This is a genomic window from Chamaesiphon sp. OTE_8_metabat_110, from assembly GCF_031382685.1.
Classification (GTDB): Bacteria; Cyanobacteriota; Cyanobacteriia; order Cyanobacteriales; family Chamaesiphonaceae; genus Chamaesiphon.
Genome location: NZ_JANMZA010000305.1, coordinates 1 through 22,109 on the forward strand (window position 1 = coordinate 1; position 22,109 = coordinate 22,109).

General features: G+C 46.6%; 25 protein-coding genes. 16 read left to right on the forward strand and 9 right to left on the reverse strand.

Annotated elements, in window-relative coordinates; translation table 11 throughout:
* Window positions 1–650, forward strand: a 650-nt coding sequence (locus tag RMO52_RS11065; RefSeq protein WP_310414001.1) for an ATP phosphoribosyltransferase regulatory subunit, incomplete at its 5' end; no start/stop codon positions are given.
* 315 nt (window positions 651–965) lie between these two features.
* Here the strand turns inward: RMO52_RS11065 and RMO52_RS11070 are convergent.
* From RMO52_RS11070 to RMO52_RS11080, 3 genes are all read right to left on the reverse strand, one after another.
* Window positions 966–1,499, reverse strand: a complete 534-nt coding sequence (locus RMO52_RS11070; protein WP_309742095.1) for a tetratricopeptide repeat protein — start codon at window positions 1,497–1,499, stop codon at window positions 966–968.
* A gap of 50 nt (window positions 1,500–1,549) precedes the next feature.
* Window positions 1,550–1,771: a hypothetical protein gene (locus tag RMO52_RS11075; RefSeq protein WP_310414003.1), complete on the reverse strand. Its 222-nt coding sequence runs from the start codon at window positions 1,769–1,771 to the stop codon at window positions 1,550–1,552.
* Between the two features lie 79 nt (window positions 1,772–1,850).
* A complete protein-coding gene (locus tag RMO52_RS11080; RefSeq protein WP_310414006.1) occupies window positions 1,851–2,189 on the reverse strand; it encodes a hypothetical protein in 339 nt (112 codons plus the stop codon).
* A 274-nt stretch (window positions 2,190–2,463) separates the two neighbouring features.
* Here RMO52_RS11080 and RMO52_RS11085 point away from each other — a divergent pair, with 274 nt between their 5' ends.
* Both RMO52_RS11085 and RMO52_RS11090 read left to right on the forward strand, forming a co-directional pair.
* Window positions 2,464–3,291 carry a photosystem II manganese-stabilizing polypeptide gene (locus tag RMO52_RS11085; RefSeq protein WP_310414009.1) on the forward strand — a complete coding sequence of 276 codons (828 nt, stop codon included), beginning with the start codon at window positions 2,464–2,466 and terminating at the stop codon, window positions 3,289–3,291.
* Window positions 3,292–3,559: 268 nt separating this feature from the next.
* A complete protein-coding gene (locus tag RMO52_RS11090; RefSeq protein WP_309741048.1) occupies window positions 3,560–4,762 on the forward strand; it encodes an argininosuccinate synthase in 1,203 nt (400 codons plus the stop codon).
* Window positions 4,763–4,906: 144 nt separating this feature from the next.
* On the opposite strand, the gene RMO52_RS11095 is transcribed toward RMO52_RS11090, so the two are convergent.
* The gene (locus RMO52_RS11095) at window positions 4,907–5,284 is read right to left on the reverse strand and encodes a DUF2358 domain-containing protein (protein ID WP_310414012.1); all 378 of its coding nucleotides are present in this window, start codon (window positions 5,282–5,284) and stop codon (window positions 4,907–4,909) included.
* 98 nt (window positions 5,285–5,382) lie between these two features.
* Complete coding sequence (locus tag RMO52_RS11100; RefSeq protein ID WP_310414015.1) at window positions 5,383–6,063, reverse strand: hypothetical protein; 681 nt, start codon at window positions 6,061–6,063, stop codon at window positions 5,383–5,385.
* Window positions 6,064–6,109: 46 nt separating this feature from the next.
* Here RMO52_RS11100 and RMO52_RS11105 point away from each other — a divergent pair, with 46 nt between their 5' ends.
* The 3 genes from RMO52_RS11105 (at window position 6,110) to RMO52_RS11115 (ending at window position 8,689) form a co-directional block, all read left to right on the forward strand.
* A complete protein-coding gene (locus tag RMO52_RS11105) occupies window positions 6,110–6,781 on the forward strand; it encodes a DUF3386 domain-containing protein (RefSeq protein ID WP_309741053.1) in 672 nt (223 codons plus the stop codon).
* Window positions 6,782–6,980: 199 nt separating this feature from the next.
* Complete coding sequence (locus RMO52_RS11110) at window positions 6,981–7,817, forward strand: Ycf66 family protein (protein ID WP_309741055.1); 837 nt, start codon at window positions 6,981–6,983, stop codon at window positions 7,815–7,817.
* Between the two features lie 89 nt (window positions 7,818–7,906).
* On the forward strand, window positions 7,907–8,689 hold the full coding sequence (locus RMO52_RS11115) for a hypothetical protein (protein ID WP_310414019.1): 783 nt from the start codon (window positions 7,907–7,909) through the stop codon (window positions 8,687–8,689).
* A gap of 89 nt (window positions 8,690–8,778) precedes the next feature.
* Here the strand turns inward: RMO52_RS11115 and RMO52_RS11120 are convergent, their stop codons facing one another.
* Complete coding sequence (locus RMO52_RS11120) at window positions 8,779–9,465, reverse strand: response regulator transcription factor (protein ID WP_309741057.1); 687 nt, start codon at window positions 9,463–9,465, stop codon at window positions 8,779–8,781.
* 346 nt (window positions 9,466–9,811) lie between these two features.
* Between RMO52_RS11120 and RMO52_RS11125 the strand changes: the two genes are divergently transcribed.
* Window positions 9,812–10,372, forward strand: coding sequence for a hypothetical protein (locus RMO52_RS11125; protein ID WP_309741058.1), 561 nt, complete (start codon window positions 9,812–9,814; stop codon window positions 10,370–10,372).
* 33 nt (window positions 10,373–10,405) lie between these two features.
* Here the strand turns inward: RMO52_RS11125 and murJ are convergent, their stop codons facing one another.
* Window positions 10,406–12,031 carry a murein biosynthesis integral membrane protein MurJ gene (murJ, locus tag RMO52_RS11130; RefSeq protein ID WP_310414023.1) on the reverse strand — a complete coding sequence of 542 codons (1,626 nt, stop codon included), beginning with the start codon at window positions 12,029–12,031 and terminating at the stop codon, window positions 10,406–10,408.
* 392 nt (window positions 12,032–12,423) lie between these two features.
* Between murJ and RMO52_RS11135 the strand changes: the two genes are divergently transcribed.
* The 6 genes from RMO52_RS11135 to RMO52_RS11160 all read left to right on the forward strand — a co-directional run bounded on the left by RMO52_RS11135 (window position 12,424) and on the right by RMO52_RS11160 (window position 17,079).
* Window positions 12,424–13,533, forward strand: a complete 1,110-nt coding sequence (locus RMO52_RS11135) for an AI-2E family transporter (RefSeq protein ID WP_310414025.1) — start codon at window positions 12,424–12,426, stop codon at window positions 13,531–13,533.
* 139 nt (window positions 13,534–13,672) lie between these two features.
* Window positions 13,673–14,218, forward strand: a complete 546-nt coding sequence (psbP, locus tag RMO52_RS11140; RefSeq protein WP_309741710.1) for a photosystem II reaction center PsbP — start codon at window positions 13,673–13,675, stop codon at window positions 14,216–14,218.
* A gap of 28 nt (window positions 14,219–14,246) precedes the next feature.
* Window positions 14,247–14,834 (forward strand): nucleoside triphosphate pyrophosphatase, encoded by a 588-nt coding sequence (locus RMO52_RS11145; RefSeq protein ID WP_309741709.1) that lies wholly within the window; start codon window positions 14,247–14,249, stop codon window positions 14,832–14,834.
* A 20-nt stretch (window positions 14,835–14,854) separates the two neighbouring features.
* On the forward strand, window positions 14,855–15,622 hold the full coding sequence (locus RMO52_RS11150) for a hypothetical protein (protein WP_310414029.1): 768 nt from the start codon (window positions 14,855–14,857) through the stop codon (window positions 15,620–15,622).
* Between the two features lie 90 nt (window positions 15,623–15,712).
* A complete protein-coding gene (lgt, locus tag RMO52_RS11155; protein WP_310414032.1) occupies window positions 15,713–16,672 on the forward strand; it encodes a prolipoprotein diacylglyceryl transferase in 960 nt (319 codons plus the stop codon).
* Between the two features lie 65 nt (window positions 16,673–16,737).
* The gene (locus tag RMO52_RS11160; RefSeq protein ID WP_310414035.1) at window positions 16,738–17,079 is read left to right on the forward strand and encodes a rhodanese-like domain-containing protein; all 342 of its coding nucleotides are present in this window, start codon (window positions 16,738–16,740) and stop codon (window positions 17,077–17,079) included.
* Window positions 17,080–17,127: 48 nt separating this feature from the next.
* Here the strand turns inward: RMO52_RS11160 and RMO52_RS11165 are convergent, their stop codons facing one another.
* Window positions 17,128–17,334 carry a hypothetical protein gene (locus tag RMO52_RS11165; RefSeq protein WP_310414038.1) on the reverse strand — a complete coding sequence of 69 codons (207 nt, stop codon included), beginning with the start codon at window positions 17,332–17,334 and terminating at the stop codon, window positions 17,128–17,130.
* Between the two features lie 145 nt (window positions 17,335–17,479).
* Between RMO52_RS11165 and hrcA the strand changes: the two genes are divergently transcribed.
* Genes hrcA through hisH form a run of 3 tightly spaced genes read left to right on the forward strand, consistent with a single transcriptional unit; the run spans window position 17,480 to window position 20,052 of the window.
* A complete protein-coding gene (hrcA, locus tag RMO52_RS11170) occupies window positions 17,480–18,604 on the forward strand; it encodes a heat-inducible transcriptional repressor HrcA (protein ID WP_310414040.1) in 1,125 nt (374 codons plus the stop codon).
* A gap of 36 nt (window positions 18,605–18,640) precedes the next feature.
* Entirely contained in the window at window positions 18,641–19,378 is a 738-nt protein-coding gene (locus tag RMO52_RS11175; RefSeq protein ID WP_310414043.1) for a DUF2834 domain-containing protein, read from the forward strand.
* A 44-nt stretch (window positions 19,379–19,422) separates the two neighbouring features.
* Entirely contained in the window at window positions 19,423–20,052 is a 630-nt protein-coding gene (gene hisH / locus RMO52_RS11180) for an imidazole glycerol phosphate synthase subunit HisH (RefSeq protein ID WP_309743823.1), read from the forward strand.
* A 411-nt stretch (window positions 20,053–20,463) separates the two neighbouring features.
* Here the strand turns inward: hisH and RMO52_RS11185 are convergent, their stop codons facing one another.
* Window positions 20,464–21,825 (reverse strand): glycosyltransferase family 4 protein, encoded by a 1,362-nt coding sequence (locus RMO52_RS11185; protein ID WP_309743821.1) that lies wholly within the window; start codon window positions 21,823–21,825, stop codon window positions 20,464–20,466.
* Window positions 21,826–22,109: the final 284 nt, after the last annotated feature.

Sequence of the window (22,109 nt, forward strand, 5' to 3'; positions counted from 1 at the left end):
CCCTCGAACGATTGCCGCTGACGCCTCAGCAGCAGCAACTAGCACTCTGGCTGCTAGATCTCCGGGGCAATCCGGCTGGAGTATTGGCACGATTGACTCAGCTCGAACTCGATCCCCAGAGCCAAGCAACCATCGCCCATCTCCAAACTTTAATCGATTTACTGACTACCACCAGTCCAACACCATTGCCGCTGATCTTGGACTTAAGTCTGATCCAAACCTTTGATTACTATACTGGCATCGTCTTTGAGGCAGTCAGCGTTACTGAAGATCGCGCTCATATTCTCGGTAAAGGTGGACGCTACGACAAATTACTGGCGCTCTATCACCCACAGGGGCAAAATTTCCCTGGGATCGGCTTTGCCCTGAATATTGAAGATTTGCAACAAGTGCTGCAAACTCACCCCTTGATGCCGCGTACAACTACCAAACCCGACTGGTTAGTAGTGGCGACGACTTCTGATGCAACTGCTGCGGCGCTGATGTATGCGGACAAATTGAGAGCGACAGCCGCATCCGTGCGAGTTGAGATGTACCTTGACAATGAAAATCGCGATCGAGTTCGCCAAATTGCCATCGAGCGCGGTGTCGCTACTATCGCCTGGGTAAGTAGCCAAGAAACCACCATCGAAGAACTATCGCGCTCCTAATTGAACGGCTCGATCCAAATAGGGCAGGCATGTATCAGATACGATTAACAAACTCTTCTTTTGCGATCGAAACCCCTTGCCCTCACCCCCAGCCCCTCTCCCAAGCTTGGGAGCGATTCGCGCTCGTCGGGTTTCCCGACGGTTAAGCGAATCAGCGACGCGCGTTCTGGAGGTTCCCTCCAGGTCGAGCGCGTCAAGACAAGCCAGAGGGGATCCGGAGCCGGAGGCGAGGGCGGGGTGAGGGCGAAGGGCTTGTGCTAGTAAAAGAAGTGTTTGCAAACCGGATTTGGTATTAGACCAGATCTCCACCGCCGCCTAAATTTCCTGAATTTTTTCTAAAGTGCGCTGATAGTCCCAATCCCGATCTTGCTGGCGAAATAACTCGGCTGCTGCTTGGAGATCCGTAATGCCACCGTGTCGGTCGCCTAAATAAACTCTAGTTAAACCACGGTTATAATAAATTTTGGCACGATGGCGATCTAATTCGATCGCTCGATCGTAATCGACCAAGGCACCATGCAGATCTTCGAGACGATAGCGAACATTGCCCCGATTATAGTAATTAGTACTGCTGCGATCGTCCAATTCGATCGCCCGATTGTAATCCGACAAAGCTCCTTGTTTATCTCCCAATCGAGCGCGTAATAGACCCCGATTGACATATGCTTTAGCATAACTAGGATCGATTTGGATCGCACAGTTATAGTCAGCTAGCGCCCCTTCTCGATCTCCTCCTAGATCCCGCAGCCGACCTCGATTGTAATATTCACGCGCATCTTGGGGATGCTGTTGAAGGTCGGGATGAGAATCTACCGGAATCTCCGGCTGGTCGTTTAGATTGTCATGCATATGTTCGTATTTCAATGTCATGTCGATCTGGAAGTAACGCTATAATTCTTTTACTTAAAACTGCTAAATCGTTGGCGGCGTTCAGCGATCGATTCGTGCGCGAACATTCCGAACGGCAATGCAGCCAAGACTAAAATGTTTACGATCGAGATTCTATCAGTTTCAACAAGTTGGTTGGTATCTCTACCAAAAAGTCCAGCCGAATTACCTAATCTCACACCTTTAAATATCTCAAAGCCTTCAGTAGTGCGTACATTCGTTACATTAAACATCTCAAAGTTAATGTTGTAGAAATGGCGTTACCTGACCTAGATCGATCGAGTACGATCGCCACAAGCGTTCGCGATATACCTACTTTTCTTGCTCTGATAGATTGGCAAATAGTTCCTGGAGTTTCCACCGTTGAATGTATGGCCAGCCGCCATTTTCTTCGATATCTCGTAACAAAGCATACAAAGCTTGACGGCTATTAGGCAGCGCTGATTGAAAATAGCCTTGCTGAATTTCGCGGTGTAACTGTTCTAGAGTGCGGAGCAATCTCAACAGTGCTAGTGGATCGTGACGATCTCGCTCGGCAATTTCGTGGATCTCATCGACGAAGCCAAGCTGTTTTGGGATCGCAGGTACTGCTGATGGCAGTTCGGTTGATGCTAGCTGTGGTGGTGAATTAACGTCTATATCTGGGTTCATTTAGCTTAGTTTGTCAAGTAAGTTTAATAAAAATTAATACATTGTAGATCTACAAATAAATCTAAACACAAATATTCTCAAATCATTTGTCGTCAAATGGTATGTAGGCGGCGCGCGCGTTGTAAAATACCGATCGACAAGACAATTATCTTACTGTGTCTCTAGTGAAGATCGAACACAATCTTGAAGATTAATTTCGCTGCTGGGTATACTCATAGACAAAGATAGCTAAAGACTGCCATAACATAAAATATATCGAAGATTGAGGTTCATCATGAAATTTCGCGGATTAGTCGCCGCTCTGCTAGCCATCTGTATTGGCTTGTTGACGGCTTGCAGTGATGCTCCGGTATCAGCAACCACTGTACTTACATATGAAGATATTCGAGGCACGGGACTAGCCAACAACTGTCCGGTGATCGATGATACCAGTCGGGGGTCGATTCCCTTGGATGCCGCTAAAGGCTATCAGTTAGTAGACATGTGCATCCAACCTACTAATTACTTTGTCAAAGAAGAACCTCAAAATAAACGTCAAGAAGCTGAGTTTGTAGCAGGTAAATTGGTCACGCGGGCAACTTCCAGCCTCGATCAGATTAGAGGATCGGTATCACTATCCGACGATCGGACGCTCACTTTCAAAGAAGAAGATGGGATCGACTTCCAGGCGATCACAGTCAAGATGCCCGGTGGTGAGTTAGTACCTTTCCTCTTTACCGTCAAGGAATTAGTTGCTACCAGTCAACCTGGTGTAGATAGCATCAATACTTCTACTGACTTTGCTGGTGAGTATAAAGTACCATCCTATCGCGGTAACGTCTTCCTCGATCCTAAAGGTCGTGGTGTTGCTAGTGGTTACACCGATGCCAATGCCCTCCAAGCTGAAGGCGTAAATCGTCAAGGCGATCGTAAGAACACCAAACGCGCTCAAACATCCAAAGGGAAAATCAACTTTGAGGTTGCCAAAGTCAACAGTGCTACTGGTGAAATTGCTGGCATCTTCGAGAGCGAGCAACCTTCCGATACCGACTTAGGCGCTCTAGATCCCAAAGAAGTCAAAATTCGCGGTCTATTCTACGCTCGTCTCGAAGCTAAATCTTAATTTAGTGGGTAGTGGATAGTGGATAGTGAATAGAGATCGGTCATCAATGCTCGATCGCGTAATATACCCTCACAGGTGTCAGATCGTTTTAAGATCCGGCACCTGTTTTTTCGATCTCCCCAACTCCCCAACTCCCCGTCTCCCCAACTCCCCAACTCCCCAACTCCCCAACTCCCCAACTCCCAACTCCCTTGCTGTCAAATCTCGAACAATTTTCAGATCTACTTTACCCCTATAATAGAAACTCGTTATCGGGAGTGAAATACCTATGGGTCGTGCTAAAAAAGTTGTGCTTGCTTATTCTGGTGGTGTAGACACCTCCGTATGTATTCCTTATCTCAAGCAGGAATGGGGTGTCGAAGAAGTAATAACCCTTGCGGCTGACTTAGGACAGGGAGACGAACTCGAACCGATTCGTCAAAAAGCTTTAGACTCTGGTGCGAGTGTGTCGCTAGTTGCCAAAGCGACAGAACGTTTTATTGCCGATTACGCTTTTCCCGCGCTCAAGGCAAATGCGCTGTATGAAAATCGCTATCCCCTCTCGACAGCGCTAGCACGTCCCCTCATTGCCAAACTGCTAGTCGAAGCGGCGGCGGAATATGGTGCTGATGCCGTTGCGCACGGCTGTACGGGTAAAGGTAACGACCAAGTGAGATTTGATGTCTCGATTGCGGCTCTCAATCCTGACTTAAAAGTATTAGCACCCGCACGCGAATGGGGGATGAGCCGCGAAGAAACGATCGCTTATGGCGAAAAATGTGGAATTCCCTCACCTGTTAAAAAATCTTCACCATATAGTGTGGATCTTAATTTATTGGGACGCAGCGTAGAAGCAGGGCCGCTCGAAGATCCTTGGGTAGAGCCACTTGAAGAAGTATATGCACTGACTAAAGCGATCGAAAATACTCCCAACGAGCCAGAATATATCGAAATTGGTTTTACTGGTGGCGTTCCCGTAAGTATTAATGGGGTCGCACTTACTCCAGTTAGTTTGATTAGCCAGTTAAATCAAACTGTGGGCAATCATGGCATCGGTCGGATTGATATGGTAGAAAATCGGCTCGTTGGCATCAAATCGCGGGAAATCTATGAAGTTCCAGCTCTATCTGTGCTGATTCAAGCACATCGCGAACTAGAGAGTCTGACCCTCACTGGCGATGTCACTCAGTACAAGCGCAGCATCGAAGAAACATACAGCAAAATCGTTTACAACGGTCTATGGTATTCGCCGCTTAAAGCTGCCTTGGATGCCTTTATCGACCAAACCCAAACGCGAGTCTCTGGCACCATCCGCATCAAGCTATTTAAGGGCAATGCAACGATCGTCGGCAGAAAGTCAGAGTACAGTCTCTATGATGACAATCTAGCTACCTATGGTGCCGACGATCGCTTCGATCACAAAGCAGCCGAAGGCTTTATCTATGTCTGGGGTTTACCGACGCGGGTGTGGTCGCAGCGGAATCGGGGGTAGAGGGATAGGGGATAGTGAATAGTGAATAGGGGACAGGTAATGGGTAAGAGGTAAGAGGTAAGAGGTAATGAGTTTTAGACGCGAGCGTCTTTCTATTCACTATCCACTATCCACTATCCCCTATCCCCTAATCCCCTATTCCCTCTACCCTCTAAAATGTTGTTTCACTACATCAAATGGAGAGCAATCCCAGTAGTCGATATGACTGACAATTAACTCTGATTCATTCACGACTAATTCGCTTTTGCCACTGATTGTGATGCGGGGTTTCCAGGGTAGCGGGGTATTCCAGCTCAATGCCCAGCGGGTGGTAATGGCTCGATCGACCCGATCGAGGGCATATAATTCAAATGTGGGATGCTCGAACCATTTTTCGATAAAGCTAATCATCTGGCGATAGCGTTTTACTCCCCGAAAGCGGTTCAGGGGGTCTTGAAAATAAACATCTTCAGCATAAATATCATAACTTTGATCGATCGGGAATCTCGCATAGTCTTGGCGTAAAATCGTCAGGATATCCATTTTTTTGATGTGTGGGAGATGGGAGATGGGAGATAATTAATTTTTCAGTTCACCAGTTTTCCGAACTCCGAACTCTCATCTCCCAACGAATTAAATTCTTAAAATTGCGCGATCGCCAAAATATTTTTTACTAGCTCGCTGTTGCTCAATGGTTCCATTTGGAGTAGGTAGGCGCGAATTAGTTCGCTCGATAACTCATACTGTTGTTTGTGCTGAAATACTGCCAAAACTACCAGAATAGCTAAGATATCTGAAGATTTGAGCGGGATAAAATGACCGCCAATATCCGCAGATAAGAGCTTGGGCAAACAGGTCGGTAATTGTCGAAAATCGGTCATCAATTCGCTTTGACGCAGCAAGCATAAGCGATCGATTCCGAAATCTTTATATACTAATAGTCGATTACAAGCTGCATTGACAAGTTGGGGATCGGCAAATGGTAGGATACATATTCCTAGATCGACTTGCAGCTCCGAAGGTAAGCGACACACTAATTTAAAGTCAATCAGACCCTGATTGCGTCCGGGTGGATAGATTCGATCGATGCGTTCGATCTTGACACCATCGATCGTTTGACCGATCGCTAGTGATAGACATAATAATAACCCAGCGGCAATTTTCTGTTTATCTTCGCTCGATTGGCTTAATGTCGGTAGCCATAATTGCCGCTCGATGGCGAAAGCTGCGGCTACGCCATCAAAGTCTGAAGTCGATAATTGGGGATCTGGGCTAATCATCTTAATTGGTAACTTATCGTCATGGAGCGAAAATGTAGTCAAAAATCTTTAAAATAGGATTAAATACCAAATCACAAGTTTAGGCAAGATGACAGAATCAAAATCGGCACAGGAACTTTTTCAGGCTGCATACGAAAATCGTTACACTTGGGAGCCGAATTTTCCTGGCTATACCGCAGCAGTCGAGTTCAAGTATGGCGATACCGTCTTGAATGGGACGATCGTCGTTAAAGCAAATTTGAGTGCCGAAGTCATGGGGATTGAGGATGAGGAAGCTCGTAATTCAATTCTCGGTCAACTGCGGGAAGTCGCGATCCATCGCGTGCGCCGTACTTTTGCGGAGACTCATGGTAAAAATACCTTTAGCTATGGTGAAACTGACGCCACAGGTGCAGTAGAAATCCTCATGGGCGGCAAGTCCGAGGGCGATCGCTATAAACTGCGAAATAACGAAGTCTGCCACGTTCATCGCCATATTCACGGCATTATGGTGACGATCGACACCTTCAGCAGTCACGATACTGGGGCGGGTTATCTCTCTCATCGCTATGACTCGATCTATGCCGATCCAGCTACAGGCGAAATCAAGAGCGGTAAAATCGTGTTTGAAGATAACTATCAAAAAGTCGGCGATTACCAAATCCTCAGTCAACGGATTATCGAAGCTGTGGAAGATGGCAAGCCAGTGACTACCGAGTTCAATTTTACCAACATTGAGTTGTTACCTGCAAAAGTCGAAGCTGTTGCGGCGACGGTTTAGGCTTTGGGGTTTAGGGTTTAGGCTTTGGGCATAAGATAGTAGTTGAGATGAAGATCGCGATCTTCATCTCAACTATTACTTATTAAATTGTCGATCGCGTGGCGATGTTCGATCGGTCTGAGATCACGATCGCGACGACCGAGATATGCGATGCTGAGTCTAAGTTTAAGCTGTTGGCTCGTAGGAGTAGTCTAAAAAAATGCTGGCATATATCTTAGCTGTATTAGTTGGTACGAGTAGCGTGGGATTGTATTTGTGGGCTTTCTTGTTTCCAGAAATCCATCGCAAGCAGGATTTTATTTGGAGTGGCGTCGGCTTATTTTACGCACTATTTTTATGGCTGTACGCCCGTCAAGTAACGGGAGGGATCTTGGTCGGTCAAACTACTAGTGTGGCGTTGCTCGGCTGGTTTGGTTGGGAAACATTTAAGCTGCGCCGTCAACTAGTCCCGATCGATCGATCGAGTAATACCGAGCCAAATGTTACTAACCGCCAACAGCCGAGCGATTCCCGTCGGGCTACCCCTGAAGTCATCAAACAGATTCAAAAAACGCCTACACCACTCGCCGCAACTTCCAGACAGCCTCAGTCAGTGCCAGCAGCTACACCCGAGCGCCCCAGTAGCGGGCAAACACCTGTCGCTAGTAGCATTCCCTTAGAACGCGTCAAAGTGCCCCCAGTGACCTCCGATCGATCGACACCAATCGCCAGTAAAGTCGCTCCTCCCGCGCCACCACCAACTCCTGTCAACTCCAGTCCCCCCAAGGTGACGCTGCCACAGTCGATCGATTCTATTCCCGTAACTAAGATCGCACCACCAGCCACAGATGGTTCTGTCCCTGAAGATGAGGCTTGGATTAAGCTAGAAGTCAAGCCAGCGCCAGCGCCATCAAAACCATTGGGATCTCCAGCTCAACCACCAGCAGCAGTCAACATCGAACCCACAAAATCGCTGGCAGTTGAGCCTGAAATCGTTACTAAAAATATCCCGATCGATCCTACTCAAACCACCACAGGATCGGAATCTCAAAAGTGAGTGTAGAAGATCGTAGTCGATCGATATCTCCTGAATCTCTACGAACATTTTTTATTTAACCGTTAAGTTCGCTTGTGTAAGCTTAATAGATGACAAAGATAGCTCCGATCGCGATCGCGATCCACCTGAAAGTGATATCATTTCGCAGGTTAATGTATCTATCTTTCATGTTAAATATCAAAAAAATTTGTTGGGGACTACTAGGCGTAATGGCGATCGGTTCTTTTGAGCCAGTATTCAGTGCAGACGTACCAGAGATTCGCTCGGCGATCGGCGGCACAAAAATAGCTGCCGATCCAAGTTTAGCGAATGTTTTGAGCGGGAATAGCATCCCGACTTCAATTAAGCTCAAAGACTTGACTCCCGAATGGCGAGCAATGAGCACTAACGGTCAGTTTGAATTCGGCAATTTCCAAGCTTTTATTAATGTATTTGGGAGCGGTGCTTTTGCAACTAATTACTATACCAAAGGTCAAACTGTAAGTATTGGTTCTGAAACGTATATTATCGCCTATAGTTTGCTATCGTTGGCCGAAAAAGTTTCGCCAGAAATGCCGCTGAATCTATCGCTGCTGAATCTTAAGACGATCGGTAGTATGAGCAATATTCGCGCATTTGAAACAATCTCGGAAACCAAGGTTTTAGAAGCTCAGTTAGCCAGTCTTCAGATTGCCAATATCTTCAATCCAAGTAAACCTGATGACTCCAAAGATAAGCCAGCCGAACCCGGCGAGCCATTAGGTGAACCCGAAGTTAAACCCGATCGAGTCCAGCCTAAACCAACTCTCCGCAAGCGGATTCGTTCTAACCGAAAATATCGCCGCAGACCAATCCGCAGAGTCATCAGACGAAATATAAATAGGAGATCTTAAGCCAGTTTAGAGAAGCCGAGTCTGCTGATGTGGATTCGGCTTCACGGTAAGTGATGTCAACTATTTTGAGTAGTGGTAGCAATATTAGATTAGTTCGTCAATCCATGTTCGAGTGCATATCGGACTAGCTCAGTGCGGCTATTCGTGCCTGTTTTCCCAAACAGACGACTGACGTACTTCTCGACATTTCGGACACTGGTTTCGAGCTGCTTGGCAATTTCTTTATTCATCAAGCCAGCGGCGACTAAATCTAAGACGCTCTGTTCGCGCGGGGTCAGATCGATCCGGATTGGGGGTGGCGTTTTGACGATGCCGCTGGTGGGGTTGAGCATCCCGCGTAGCTCGGCGGCGATTTGTTTGGCGATTCCTTCCATTTCTGGGTTTTGGGAGGCAGCTACGGCAACGGTGCGGCGTTCTAGGAGATTTTGGACGATCGCGATCAGTTCATCAGGATCGAAGGGTTTGGATAAATAGGCATCGACACCCGCCTGATAGCCAGAAATGCGATCGGCTTTCATGCCTCTAGCCGTTAAGAAAATTACAGGCGTGGCTTTGAATCTGTCATCATCCCGCATTCTTTTGAGAAACTGATAGCCATCTTCCTGCGGCATCATCACATCGGAAATAACCAAGTCAGGCAACTGATGTTGTAACAATTCCCAGGCATCTTTAGCACTACTCGCCACTTGGACGGTGTACCCACTATCTTCGAGATATGCTTGAACCGCTTCCCGCAATCCTGGTTCGTCGTCTACTACTAAAAGTTTACCTGCCATGATTTTGCCTTCCCATCCGCTTGCAGTCTACACTTCTCACTTTAACAAAACTTGTCCGGTTTAAGCTGAGGATTATCTAATGGGACAGCGATCGAGTCGAGCTAAATTTCCACAGTGCTAACCCAGACAGCAGATGGTGTCAGTACTTTGGCTGATTGCATCCGAGTAACATTTGTTATGATGGCGGGTATAGATTGCTACCACCTAGATTCTACTCGACTGCTGTATTTGAGTTAGCTCTCGATCGCATCCTCAGCTCGATTTAACGGTTTAGCATCAGCCTTTACAAGTTCGTCACAGCTCGATCGATTGTCAGGTTGTCATATTAAATTAATTATTGAGATTGATGCTCCTCACCACTACACCAATTCCCACCTCATTAGTTATTACAATTTGGAGTTTACGCTCTGTTCCGATTAGTCTGCTGATCTTAATGTTTGTGTTTAATAGTGGCAGTATTCATGCGCCCCGTCCCAATTCTCACTTTTGGTTTGATGCGATCGCAATTCTCTGCATTGTCGGGATTCTTACTTACTGGAACTGGTTGAAAAGATTACACTGGAATATCAGCTTTACTATTTATTTATATATCTTTTTAGTTTTAATCCTGCGCAATCCTTACGGAATTTTGACAGCAGCCCCACAAGGACGATTGGGTATTACCGAATGGGAATCTATTCTCAATACTCTCTATGTAGGCTGCGGAATTTTTGGGATTGGTATGTTAATTGAAGGGCTAATTTTTAAGCTGCGACAGTCTCAAGTTTGGGCATGGTGGACGGCGTTAATTGTCTCGATGCTATATGTGGCGAGTGTGGTCTTTTTCTTCTCTGGAACATTGGGAATTTGGAGTTTACTCGATGCCGATACTAAGCAGCACTTCAAACGCTGGGTAAGGAGTAACTAATAGTTAATAATTAATAGTTAATAATTAAATAAGCTATTTACGAAATATTTTCTGACGCAATTGACCGATAAATCGGTCGAATTCCGGTAACTTTAGTTGGGAGACGATCGCTAGAAAGACAGTTAAGCTAATGCCTCCAGATAAGACCAGTTGCAATATTAAAGTAAAGGTATTGCTCATCGGGACAAACTGCTGCCACACATAACTAGTACCCCAGGCGATGCCACCAGTGATTACACTAGCAATAAATATCCCCACCAGTGGTAAAAAGCCCCGCCACGGTAAACCATTCAACCGTCGATCGAGCAAGAATAGCATCGTCGAAAAGGAAATAATATTAATACAAACCGTCGATAAGGTAATCCCAGCGGCTCCAAATGGCTTCCATAACAAGTAGTCAAACAGAAAGTTAAAGAAAATATTGACCATGCTAATTTTGAATGGCGTACTGCCATCGCCGAGCGCATAGAAAACTCGCACCAAAACATCTCGCGCCAAAAAGAAAAACATCCCCAAACCCGAGGCAATTAAAATCGAGCCGACTAACTGCGAGTCTTGAGTTTTGAACGCCCCATACTGATAGACGGTTTTGACGATCGGGAAAGATAATGCCACAATAATCGCACTCAGCGGTAGCATGGTAATCCCCGTCAGCACTAAGATCTGGCGAATCCGATCTTTGAGCTGCGTCCGAGTACTCGGATCTGCTAAGCGGGAGAATTCTGGCAATAGGGGCACCAAAATCATATTGGAAATAATCCCGAGTGGCGTCTGTACGAGTAAGCCAGAGTACTGCATTGCTGAAGCTGCACCCGCAATTCCAGAGGCAAAGGATAGATCGATAAACAAATTGATTTGGGAGGTGCTAGAGGAGAACGTCGCGGGGGCGAGAATTTTTAAGACATCTTTTACTCCCTGTCGCCGCCATTCAAACCGGGGTTTAATCGTGCCCAATCCCGCTCGCCATTGTGCAATTACCTGCATCAACCATTGCAGCAGTGCGCCGACTAGAGCTGTTCCTGCTAGCACTCTCCCGCCGAGGAGGGCATATTCCGGGAGCATAATATTCCGTCCCAAATAGATCGCCAAGCCACCGACTCCAATAATGGTGGTGGCGCTAGTTAGGAGCGGACTAATCGAGGGCAACCAATAAAAATCCGCCGAGCTGAGCGTCCCAAACCCAATCCCAATCAAGCCGCCGAGGACTGCCATTAAGGACATGATCTGGAGCTGCTCGATCGCACTTTGGCGCACCAAGGCACCTCTGATGGCATCGGTACTATGAGTCAAACTCGGCGCAAAAAAGTCGATCGCATTACTGGCAAAGCAGAAGATCAGCATACTAACGAGTAACAATACCAGCCCGACGATCGTGGTAATTGTCTCGACGATCGGGACTACTTGCGATTTATCTTTTTCCTTGGCGAGGACGCTAACGATCGCGCTATGAAATGGCCCATTGATCCCACCGAGTAAAATCAGTAAAAAGCCGGGAATAGCATAGGCATAAGTAAACGCCTCGATCGCGACGCCATTGCCAAAGGCGGCGGCTAGAGCCATCTGGCGGACTAGTCCGAAGACTTTGCTAATCAGGGTTGCCGCAGCAACGATCCCGGCAATATTGGCAATCGACTTGGTTGGTTTTGGCGATTCAGTCACAGATCGGTGAGGGATTAAGGGTGAGCTGCTGGGAGCGAAAGTATTTCGATCCTGAGAGAGTATCTGAAAAGTCAATTCTGTTAAGCATAGACCCTGGAAATCCACCCGAGCAAGCCTTAAAAAGGGGGGAACCGGATTGAAAGTCCCCCTTTTTAAGGGGGATTTAGCGGATGCAATCGCGCTGAGGTTTCCTCAGCGTGCGTTGCACCAAGCAGGGGGATTTACCTACTGGAAACGAAGCAATTTGACTTTTCAGACATCCTCTAAGGCGCGGACTAAATACTCACCTATCTTAGATCGAGTTGCGATCGAGTCACACGTTGCTGGTGGTGTTTAGATGTCGATCGTCGCTTAAACTAATGAATATGCTACCGTTCACAGCTCGATCCCCAATGCGCCGTTTTCCAACCAATCTTCAAAACTTAGCAATTATCGGGTTAGGATTTCCAGTTATTGGACTGAATATATGGGTGCTGTCACAGTTTTTTAGATATTTCGAGCACCTGATTACTATTTTGACGATCGCGGCACTGAGCGCGTTTTTACTCAACTATCCAGTTAAAATTCTCGAACGAATCCATTTTCGCCGCATCCCGGCAATTATTGGCGTTTTATTACTTACGATCGCGCTGTTAGTAATTTTGGGCGTAACTGTCGTGCCCAGTGCCCTCGATCAAACTACCGAACTAATCCAGCAGATCCCAGAGTGGCTCCAAGCTAGTAATGATAATATCAATGCTTGGGAAGAATGGGGCAAAGGAAAAGGCTTCCCGATTGACTTTAATGTCTTGCGTACCCAGATTAATGCCAAAATCGATACTCAAATCCAAATTATTGGTTCTCAAGTAGTAGGGTTGGCAGTAGGTACTCTATCTGGCGTCATCGACACACTATCGATCGTGGTATTATCTGTCTACATGTTGATTTATGGCGATCGATTGTGGCAGGGTCTGATTGGCATTATTCCCGAGCGGATTGGGATGCCTCTGAGTGAATCATTGCGACTGAATTTCCAAAACTTTTTTATCAGTCAGTTGATTTTAGGGATATTTATGGCATCGACACTGACGCCGACTTTCTTTTTTTTAAAAGTCCCATTTGGCTTGTCTTTCGCAATCTTTATCGGAGCTTCAGAACTAATTCCGTTCATCGGTGCTAGCTTGGGGATCGGACTGGTGACAATCGTGATTATGCTAAAAAACTTTGGATTGGGCATCTCCGTCTTAATTGCCGCAATTGTGATTCAGCAAGTCAAAGATAACTTGTTAGCACCCAAATTGATGGGCGAGTTTATCGGTCTAAATCCAGTCGCGATCCTGATTTGTTTATTGATCGGCGGTCAAATTGCGGGATTGTTGGGTGTAATTGTCGCCGTGCCAATTGCGGGGACGATCAAAGGGACAATCGATCTCATCCGCCAGCAGCATAGTTTAGTGCCCCAGCCCGAATTTGTGGGAGGATCGATCGAGGAGAAGGGGGAAGGGGTAAAGGGTAAAGGGTAATGGGTAATAGGTAATAGGTAATAACCTCCCCCAGTCCCCCAGTCCCAAGTTAGCAAGATCTTCACTGCCAAACTCAGGCTGCTTGCCTTAAGAGCTTATAATTGTTACCGATAAGTATCGCGATTAAATTCAGAAGATCATGTGGAAAAAAATTACCGTGTCATTCATCCTGACACTGGCGATCGTCTTACAACTCAATGTCGCTCCCGTGCAGGCTGCGGGACTGCAAGGCTATATCGATACTGCGGATGGTTACAAGTTTCTCTATCCTAATGGCTGGGTAGCAGTCAAAACGACTAAAGGCGCGGATATTATTTTCCATGACTTGATCGAATCTAGCGAGAACGTCAGTGTCGTCATCAGTCAAGTGGATAAAGATAAGAAACTCAGCGATCTGGGTACTGCTTCCGATGTCGGTTACAAGCTGGGCAAAAATGCGATCGCACCGCCAGGATCGGGACGTGAAGCCGAATTGATTAGTGCCGAGACGCATGAAGCCAAGGGCAAAACCTACTACGTCCTCGAATATGATGTCAAATTACCCACTAGCCATCGTCATAATATTGCTAGCGTAGTTGTCAGTCGCGGTAAACTATTTACCTTCAATGCCTCGACTACCGATCGACGGTGGACGAAAATGAAAAAAGTCTTCGATGAAGTCATTAATTCTTTTAGCGTAGCTTAAACAGCCGCTCGCGATCGGTTACTCAACTATGACTACTAACTTTGTGCTAGCTTCCGCTTCTCCCGCCCGTCGCCGACTATTACAAAGTGTCGGGATTAACCCTCTAGTCTGTGTCAGTCACTTTGATGAATCGCTGATTAAATTAACAGATCCGATCGCTTTAGTCGAGACATTGGCTTTGCGCAAAGCTGAAGTCGTATTGGAACAAGTTAGCAATTCGCTAGTCTTGGGATGTGATTCGGTATTAGTTGTCAATGGGGAAATTTTTGGGAAACCGCAAAATCCAGATGAAGCGTTTAGCCGCTGGCAACAGATGCGGGGTAGGTGCGGTACGCTCTACACCGGACACGCACTCATCGACCAAAGCCAAACCAAACAGGTCGTCCGCTGCGGGATGACGCAAGTTTATTTCGGTCGCGTGTCGGATGCTCAGATTCAAGCCTATGTCGCCACTGGCGAACCGTTGGTCTGTGCTGGAGGTTTTGCACTAGAAGGCAAAGGAAGTGCCTTCATTGACAAAATTGAGGGCTGTCATAGCAATGTCATCGGTCTGAGTCTCCCCTTACTGCGATCGATGCTCGCCGAACTCAATTACGATCTCACGCATTACTGGTGAATCCTGTTAATCGAACCCCTATGATCTCTAGCCAAGAATTTCAAGCCAAATTGCAAGCCGGACAAATTCAGGAAGCGTTGGCATTGGCAATCCAATCCGCCAGCGAATTGGATATTACCACCCGCATGACTGAGGATCTGCCCCATCATCGGTCTTCGGGTAGTGAATACCTCCGCACTAAAATTAATCTCCTCACTGGCAATGTCGAGAATGAAGTCGGCAAAAAGCTCGTTACCGATAACAATAATTATCTCAAGCTGCAACAGTTACATATCGAGCGGGTTGCGGATAGTCATCGGCTCGTTTGTAGCTACCTGCTACAGCTTGAGGCAATTCTTACTGCTTTACCTGCAACGGCTGGCAGCTTGGAACGTGCAGAGAATCTTCCCCCTTGGACGACATCGATCGATCCCACTACAGTTGCGCCCCAACTACCGACTCATCCAGCGTTGGATGAGGATTTCGATCTATCTGTAGACCGAGATGGTGAAGTGTGGGAAGAATGGGTTGAAGATGAAGATTTTCAGTTTGAAGCGGGAGCGCCACAGCCTCAGTCAACTTCGCCGATTTCGATCTTACCCGATCGAGCTGTACACTCAGTCCGCAGTCCCTTAAATCCCCTCCCACTCAAACCAATTGCGCTCCGCTCGGCATCGACACCAGTCAATACGTCCGGCTGGGACAAATTCGCGCCTGAATATATCGACAGCGATGCTGAGTCACAATCGCCACTACTTAGCAGCAGCGATATCGATCGTCTTGACGATTTATTGACGCGAGATATTTAAATCGAGTTAGGCATTCCATATGGGTTGTCAGTAGATCGGCTCAGCGCAAATGTTCGCAGCTAGATCGATGCTTACTTTTCAACTCTGACCTTGCCATTATTAGTCGGGCAATTATTAACTGTTAATGAATTAGATATGTTAGCTGAGTTTCTCAATTTCCCGTTGGGGGTAGCAAATTTATTTGTTACATTACCAGCAAGCCTAGATTTGACAACGATTTTAGGGGCATATAGCGATTGGTTCGATTTCACGCGATCGCCATTGGCATGGACATTTGTGTCGCCAGGAGAAGAAATTTTTCAGGTAGGAGGGTTTCGTTTAAAATGGTATGGCGTATTGATTGCTAGTGCAGTCTTAATTGGTGTTAATTTATCGATGCGCTTGGCAAAATCGCGCCAAGTCGATCCAGAAGCGATCGCCGATCTGGCAATTTGGCTGATACTAGCTGCGATTCCCTCTGCAAGACTGTATTACGTGGCTTTTCAGTGGCCGACTTATGCCAGAGATCCAGCGCAGATTATTAAAATTTGGGAGGGCGGTATTGCTATTTATGGGGCAATTATTGGCGGGACGATCGCGGCAATTATCTTTGCTAAACTCAAGCAAATTTCCTTTTGGCAGTTAGCTGATATTGTTGCCCCATCGCTAGCATTAGGACAAGCGATCGGCAGATGGGGTAACTTCTTTAATTCAGAAGCTTATGGCTCGCGGACAGATTTACCGTGGCGATTATATATTCCTAGAGAAGCTAATTATTTTCACCCAACGTTTTTGTATGAATCTTTGTGGAATTTATTAGTATTTACACTGTTGATGGGGTTATTTGTTGCCGATACTCGCCATCATCGCTTGAAGACAGGCTCGATTTTTTTAGTTTATTTGATTGCTTATGGGGTCGGGAGATTTGGGATCGAAGGCTTGCGAACGGATAGTTTGATGTGGGGTGCGCTGAGAATTTCGCAGGTAGTCAGCTTGGTCGGCATTGCGATCGGTTCCCTCGGTTTACTATGGTTGTACGTGCGCCAGCGACAGTTGCCAGATGTAGCGTGAATATCGCCAACGACAGCCCGCTCGGATTTAGCGCTAAACTAGCTTTACAACTCAGCTATAAATTAATGAATTTTACTGAAATCACTGTGACCGAATTAGCTGCCAAGCTAGCCGCTAATAATGATGAGCAGTGCCAATTTGTAGATGTCCGGGAACCTCAAGAATTAGCCATTGTGGCATTGCCGGGATTTATTAATCTACCATTGAGCGAACATGCCGACTGGTCGCCAGAAATCTACACCCGCCTGGATAAGGATCTCGCTACCTTTGTTTTGTGTCATCATGGGATGCGATCGGCGCAGATGTGTCAGTGGTTGAGCGATCGTGGTTTTAGTCAAGTTAGCAATATTAGTGGCGGGATTGATGCCTACAGCCGTCATGTAGATGCGAGTTTACCCAAATACTAGCTCATGATGGCGATCGAATTTTCCCTCACCCCTGTCTCGATCCTGAAGCTACCAAAGCATACATGGTTCGCTCCGCGCCACAGTTAGCTCGTTAGCGTTGGCGTTGGCGTAGCCTGCCGTAGGCACAGCCCCTGGAGAAAGAGAATCGAATTTTGGTAGCAGTTGCCCAGATCGGTTACGATAGTATTCTCCGACGGGATCGCCCGATTCTCCTTCTCCAGAAGCTACGCCAACGAGCAAATAAGATCTAACCAAAATAATTACACCAGACTTTTTTATTTAGATCTAGTCCGATTGGCAAAAAACTAATCGCTATTCGATCGCCATTCCCAACGATCGCCGACACCGGATCTACTAAAGAACCCCCACAACTCTTAATTCCGTGCAGCGGTATTAGTCTATGTCATTCGATTTGAATCAGCGTCATCAACAGATTTTGTGGGCAACTATTCGTCAGTATATTTCTACCGCCGAACCTGTTGGCTCAAAAACGCTAGTAGATGGCTACAATTTGAATATTAGTCCAGCGACAATTCGCAGTGGATTTGCAACTTTGGAGAAGGCCGGATTTTTATACCAACCCCATACTTCGGCTGGCAGAATTCCTTCAGATTCGGGTTATCGTGTTTATGTCGATCGAGCGATCCAGCCATCGCCGGACATCGGTCGTCAAGTCGCTGGGGCGCTTGCTGACAAGCTCGATTGGGATGGGTGGAGTATCGAAGCCATCATGCGCGGTGCCGTCGAAGTCTTGGCGACGCTCAGCGGTTATATCACGATGATTACCCTCCCTCAAAACCGTCGCTTGAGTGTCAAACACATTCAACTCGTGCGTGCTGATGAGCGCAAAATTATGGCGATCGTAGTGTGGGACTCTTATGAAACCCAATCGTTAATCGTTCAATTACCCCCAGATTTGCCGACTCTCGCCGAAGAGTTGTTCGATCGAGAACTCCAGATGCTATCAAATTTTTTAAATAGTAAACTGCGCGGTAGATCTTTACTCGAAGTATCTAAATTAGATTGGAGCGAATTAATTGGTGCCGAATCTCACCCGGATAATTGGCAGTGTCAGCAATATATCAGTTTGATGAGTAATTCGCTGGTCGATTTATCTAGGCAAGCTAAACCCATTCATTCATCACAGATTATGATTTGGGGGATTTCGGAAGTCCTCGGTCAGCCCGAATTTTCCCAACTCCAACAAGTGAAAAATCTACTGCATTTGTTAGAATCAGAGCAAGACAAATTGTGGGAGTTAATCTTCAATCCACAGATTCATGCCCTCGATCGTCTGGAAGCCCAACTAGACCCGCAGCAGTCTAAAATTGAGATCAGAATCGGCGCTGAAAATCCGCTCAAGCCGATGCAAATTTGTACGCTGATTTCGACTAACTACCATCAAGATTCAGTTCCCGTCGGTAGTGTAGGTCTACTCGGTCCCAAACGGATGCTGTATGAAGATTCGATCGCCTTGGTCAAATCAGCGGCTAAATATATCTCGACAGCAATCAGTCAGGAATAAATCGATCGTCAATGTTTTAGGAGCGTAATAATTTAGATGAGGTCGAATCAACTGATTTTTGGGACATTGTGGCTGCTATTTACTGGCTACGCTTTCTTATTAGCTCCACCCGTTGGCGAAGCCTCTCCTCTGGAGAATCGTAGCGATACACTACAACTAATCATCGATCTGTCCACAGGTAAATGGGACGGTATTAATCCCTTAGTAATTGCCTTATTCAATCTGATGGGCGTGTTACCGATGATTTATGCTTGCCTAATGCTCATTGATGGCAAAACTCAAAAGCTACGAGCGGGACTATTTAGTGCGGCATCTTTCGGTGTTGGTGCCTTTGCGATATTACCTTATCTCGCTTTGCGAGTGTCCGATCCAGCTAATCGCGTTGGCGTAGCCTCTCCCCTGGAGAATCGGCCCAGTGCCAGTCCGATCGAGCGAAATGGTATCATCAAACTAGTTGATTCTCGCTGGTTGGGCATCAGTTTGACGATCGCGACGATCGTACTGCTCAGCTATGGCATCAGTCAGGGAAACTTTGCCGATTTTGCCCAACAATGGCAAACTAATCGGTTCATTCATGTGATGAGTTTAGACTTTTGTCTGCTGACATTACTGCTGCCAGTCTTAATCCCAGATGATATGAAGCGGCGGCACTTTGACAACCCGAAATTAGTGAACGCATTATCATTAATTCCGCTATTTGGGGCACTTTACTACCTGTGTACCCGACCTAATTTATCCGAGTTAAACTCCAATTCTGCGCCGAAAACAGTTTAGGCACTCCCAAAATTTTCACGCTCACTCAGTCAAATTCCACTGCCATGCTAAAAATTGCTGTTGTAGACTACGATATGGGCAACTTACACTCAGTTTGTAAGGGTTTACAACATGCGGGTGCCGAGCCGTTAATTACCCATTTACCATCAGAATTAGCCAGCGCCGATGCGATCGTTTTGCCGGGAGTTGGTTCCTTCGATCCTGCCGTCAAAAAGATTCGCGATCGCGATTTGGAGCAGCCACTCAAAGATATTATTGCCAGCGGCAAACCATTTCTGGGCATTTGTCTGGGTTTGCAAATTTTGTTCGATCGATCTGAGGAAGGACGAGAGGCTGGCTTAGGGATAATTCCCGGCATCGTCCGGAAGTTCCAGCCAGAACCCCATCTAACCATCCCACAAATGGGCTGGAATCAACTCCACCTCACTCAGTCAAACTGTCCGCTGTGGGGGCAAATAGCCCCCGCTGTGTGGGTATATTTCGATCATTCCTACTATGTCGAGCCGAGTGTGTCAACGACGACTGCCGCTGCTGTCACACACGGTACTCAAACCGTTACCGCCGCGATCGCTCAAGCTAATATTATGGCAGTACAGTTTCATCCCGAAAAGTCCTCTACAACTGGTCTTCAGATCCTCGCTAACTTTGTCCGCACCAGCGAAAGTCAGAAATAGGGAATAGGGAATAGTCCCAGTAGGGTGGGCACTGCCCACGACTAGGTTTCAGGTATAATACCAAATCCAATTTATCAACACTTCTTGTTGCAGGCACAAACCCGTCGCCCTCACCCCGCAGTCGCCTCCGGCTCCTGCTCCCCTCTCCCAAACTTGGGAGAGGGGTTGGGGGTGAGGGCTAATGAGCTGGGTATGTAAACAGGATTTGGGATAATCTACTCTATAAATAATTACACTCGCCTACTTAGTGAATAGCCAGTAGGGTGGGCACTGCCCACCGACTAGGTTTCAGGCGTAATTTATTATATGAATAATTGCACCTACCTACTTAGACAGCAAAATGGGTAACTCAATACGAGTTACCCATATGTATCAGAGGACATCTGAGCTAGTGACGATCGATCTGTAGATCTAGGCTATCGATTGAAATAACTCCAAATAATCGCGCGCAATTTTTTCAGATGTATAATTGCTGCGACAATATTCACGACCAGAGCGACCCAGTTCCTGTGCCAGCCGAGGATTTTGGCTCAGGCGGTGTAGATATTGTGCCAAACCGCGAGCATCGCCATTGCGAACGGTAGCACCACAATTAGCTCGATCGAAAACGTCGTTTAGATAAGAGCTTTTGGGGCAAATACTCACGATCGGACGACCGGATGCTAATGCAGAGTATAGCTTACTCGGTGCGACTAAGCCCTCCATTCCCTCACTTACACTCACGATCGATACATCACAAGCAGTTAGCGAATAAGGGAGATTTTCCCGAGATTGGTAAGGTAGAAATAAACAATTTGTCAATCCCAGATCGATCGCCGACTGCTGGAATTGTTTGCGTTTTTCCCCGCTGCCGATAAACACAAATCGAATCGGTGTATCTCGTAGCAAAGTTACAGCGTCAAATAAAGTGTCCATATCATGACAACGCCCCATGTTGCCAGAGTATAGCACGGTGAATGGCTCGACTAGTCCGTGTTCGCGGGCAAACCAGTTATCCTGTTTGGGAATGGGTGCGATCTGTTCGGGATCGACCCAACTGGGAATAATCGCAATTTTCGCCTCCAGACCTGATTGTTTAGCCACAATCCGCTCTTTCATATTTTCGCTCAAGACAATAATTGCCTCAGCATGTTTCCAAGTCAGACGGTTGAGTCGCTCCCAGATTTTGACTAGCCAATGGTGCGGCTTGATGACACCTAATTCGATCGCGATGTCTGGATAAATATCATAGAGCAAACAGACATAGCGAATGCGGCAAATGCGGCTGAGTAAATAGCCTAGCAAGGGTAAAAACGGTGGTGCGGTAGTCAGGACGACAATCTCGCGATCGTTAGCGTGGCGGAGCAGATGGAGCGCTGTCCGCACAAAAAATATCGCGCCAGCAACTGCTTTACCGCGAATGCGCTGGGGCCAAAAGCGGGCGGATTGAGAACGACGAATGCTTAAAGAGTTATGAAATTCCGTACGCGGCGAATCATCTCGCTCAAAGGCATAAGAAGGCTGGCTGGTGAATACATCTACCCGCCCAAAGATCTTGAGATTGTGAGCTAATTCTTCAATAAGTTGACCTGTTGCCGCATAATCTGGCGGAAAAAATTGATTGATAATCTTGAGATCGATCGGGGGATAAGTTTTCAGGGGTGTCAGCGAGTTAAGTTCTGGGGCACTAGGATAATCTTTCCGGGGAATAGGACAAGCCTCGGGAAGATTGATTTTCCTGGAAGACGACATATCGCTAACTTGTGAGGAGGAATGCTTAATAAATAAAGCCATTATTTTTTGTCAGTCTTTTTGCACGGCAGATCGAAAAAGGGACTTTAGTGAATCGAATTATACATTGTGAACGATTAGTGAGATCGAAAATTTATACATATAGTACCCTCATTATGCAATTGAATAACTAAAATCTCTAAAACTTTCGTTTAAGTTCACTGTTCTGAGGATGAGAGTGTTACAGCACAGAAAGCTTTGCGCGAGCGAATAGAGGCTGATGTAGTCTGAATTCATTGTGTGTCATTAACTAGGACATCTTACTATAGTATTCACCCAGAAATGGT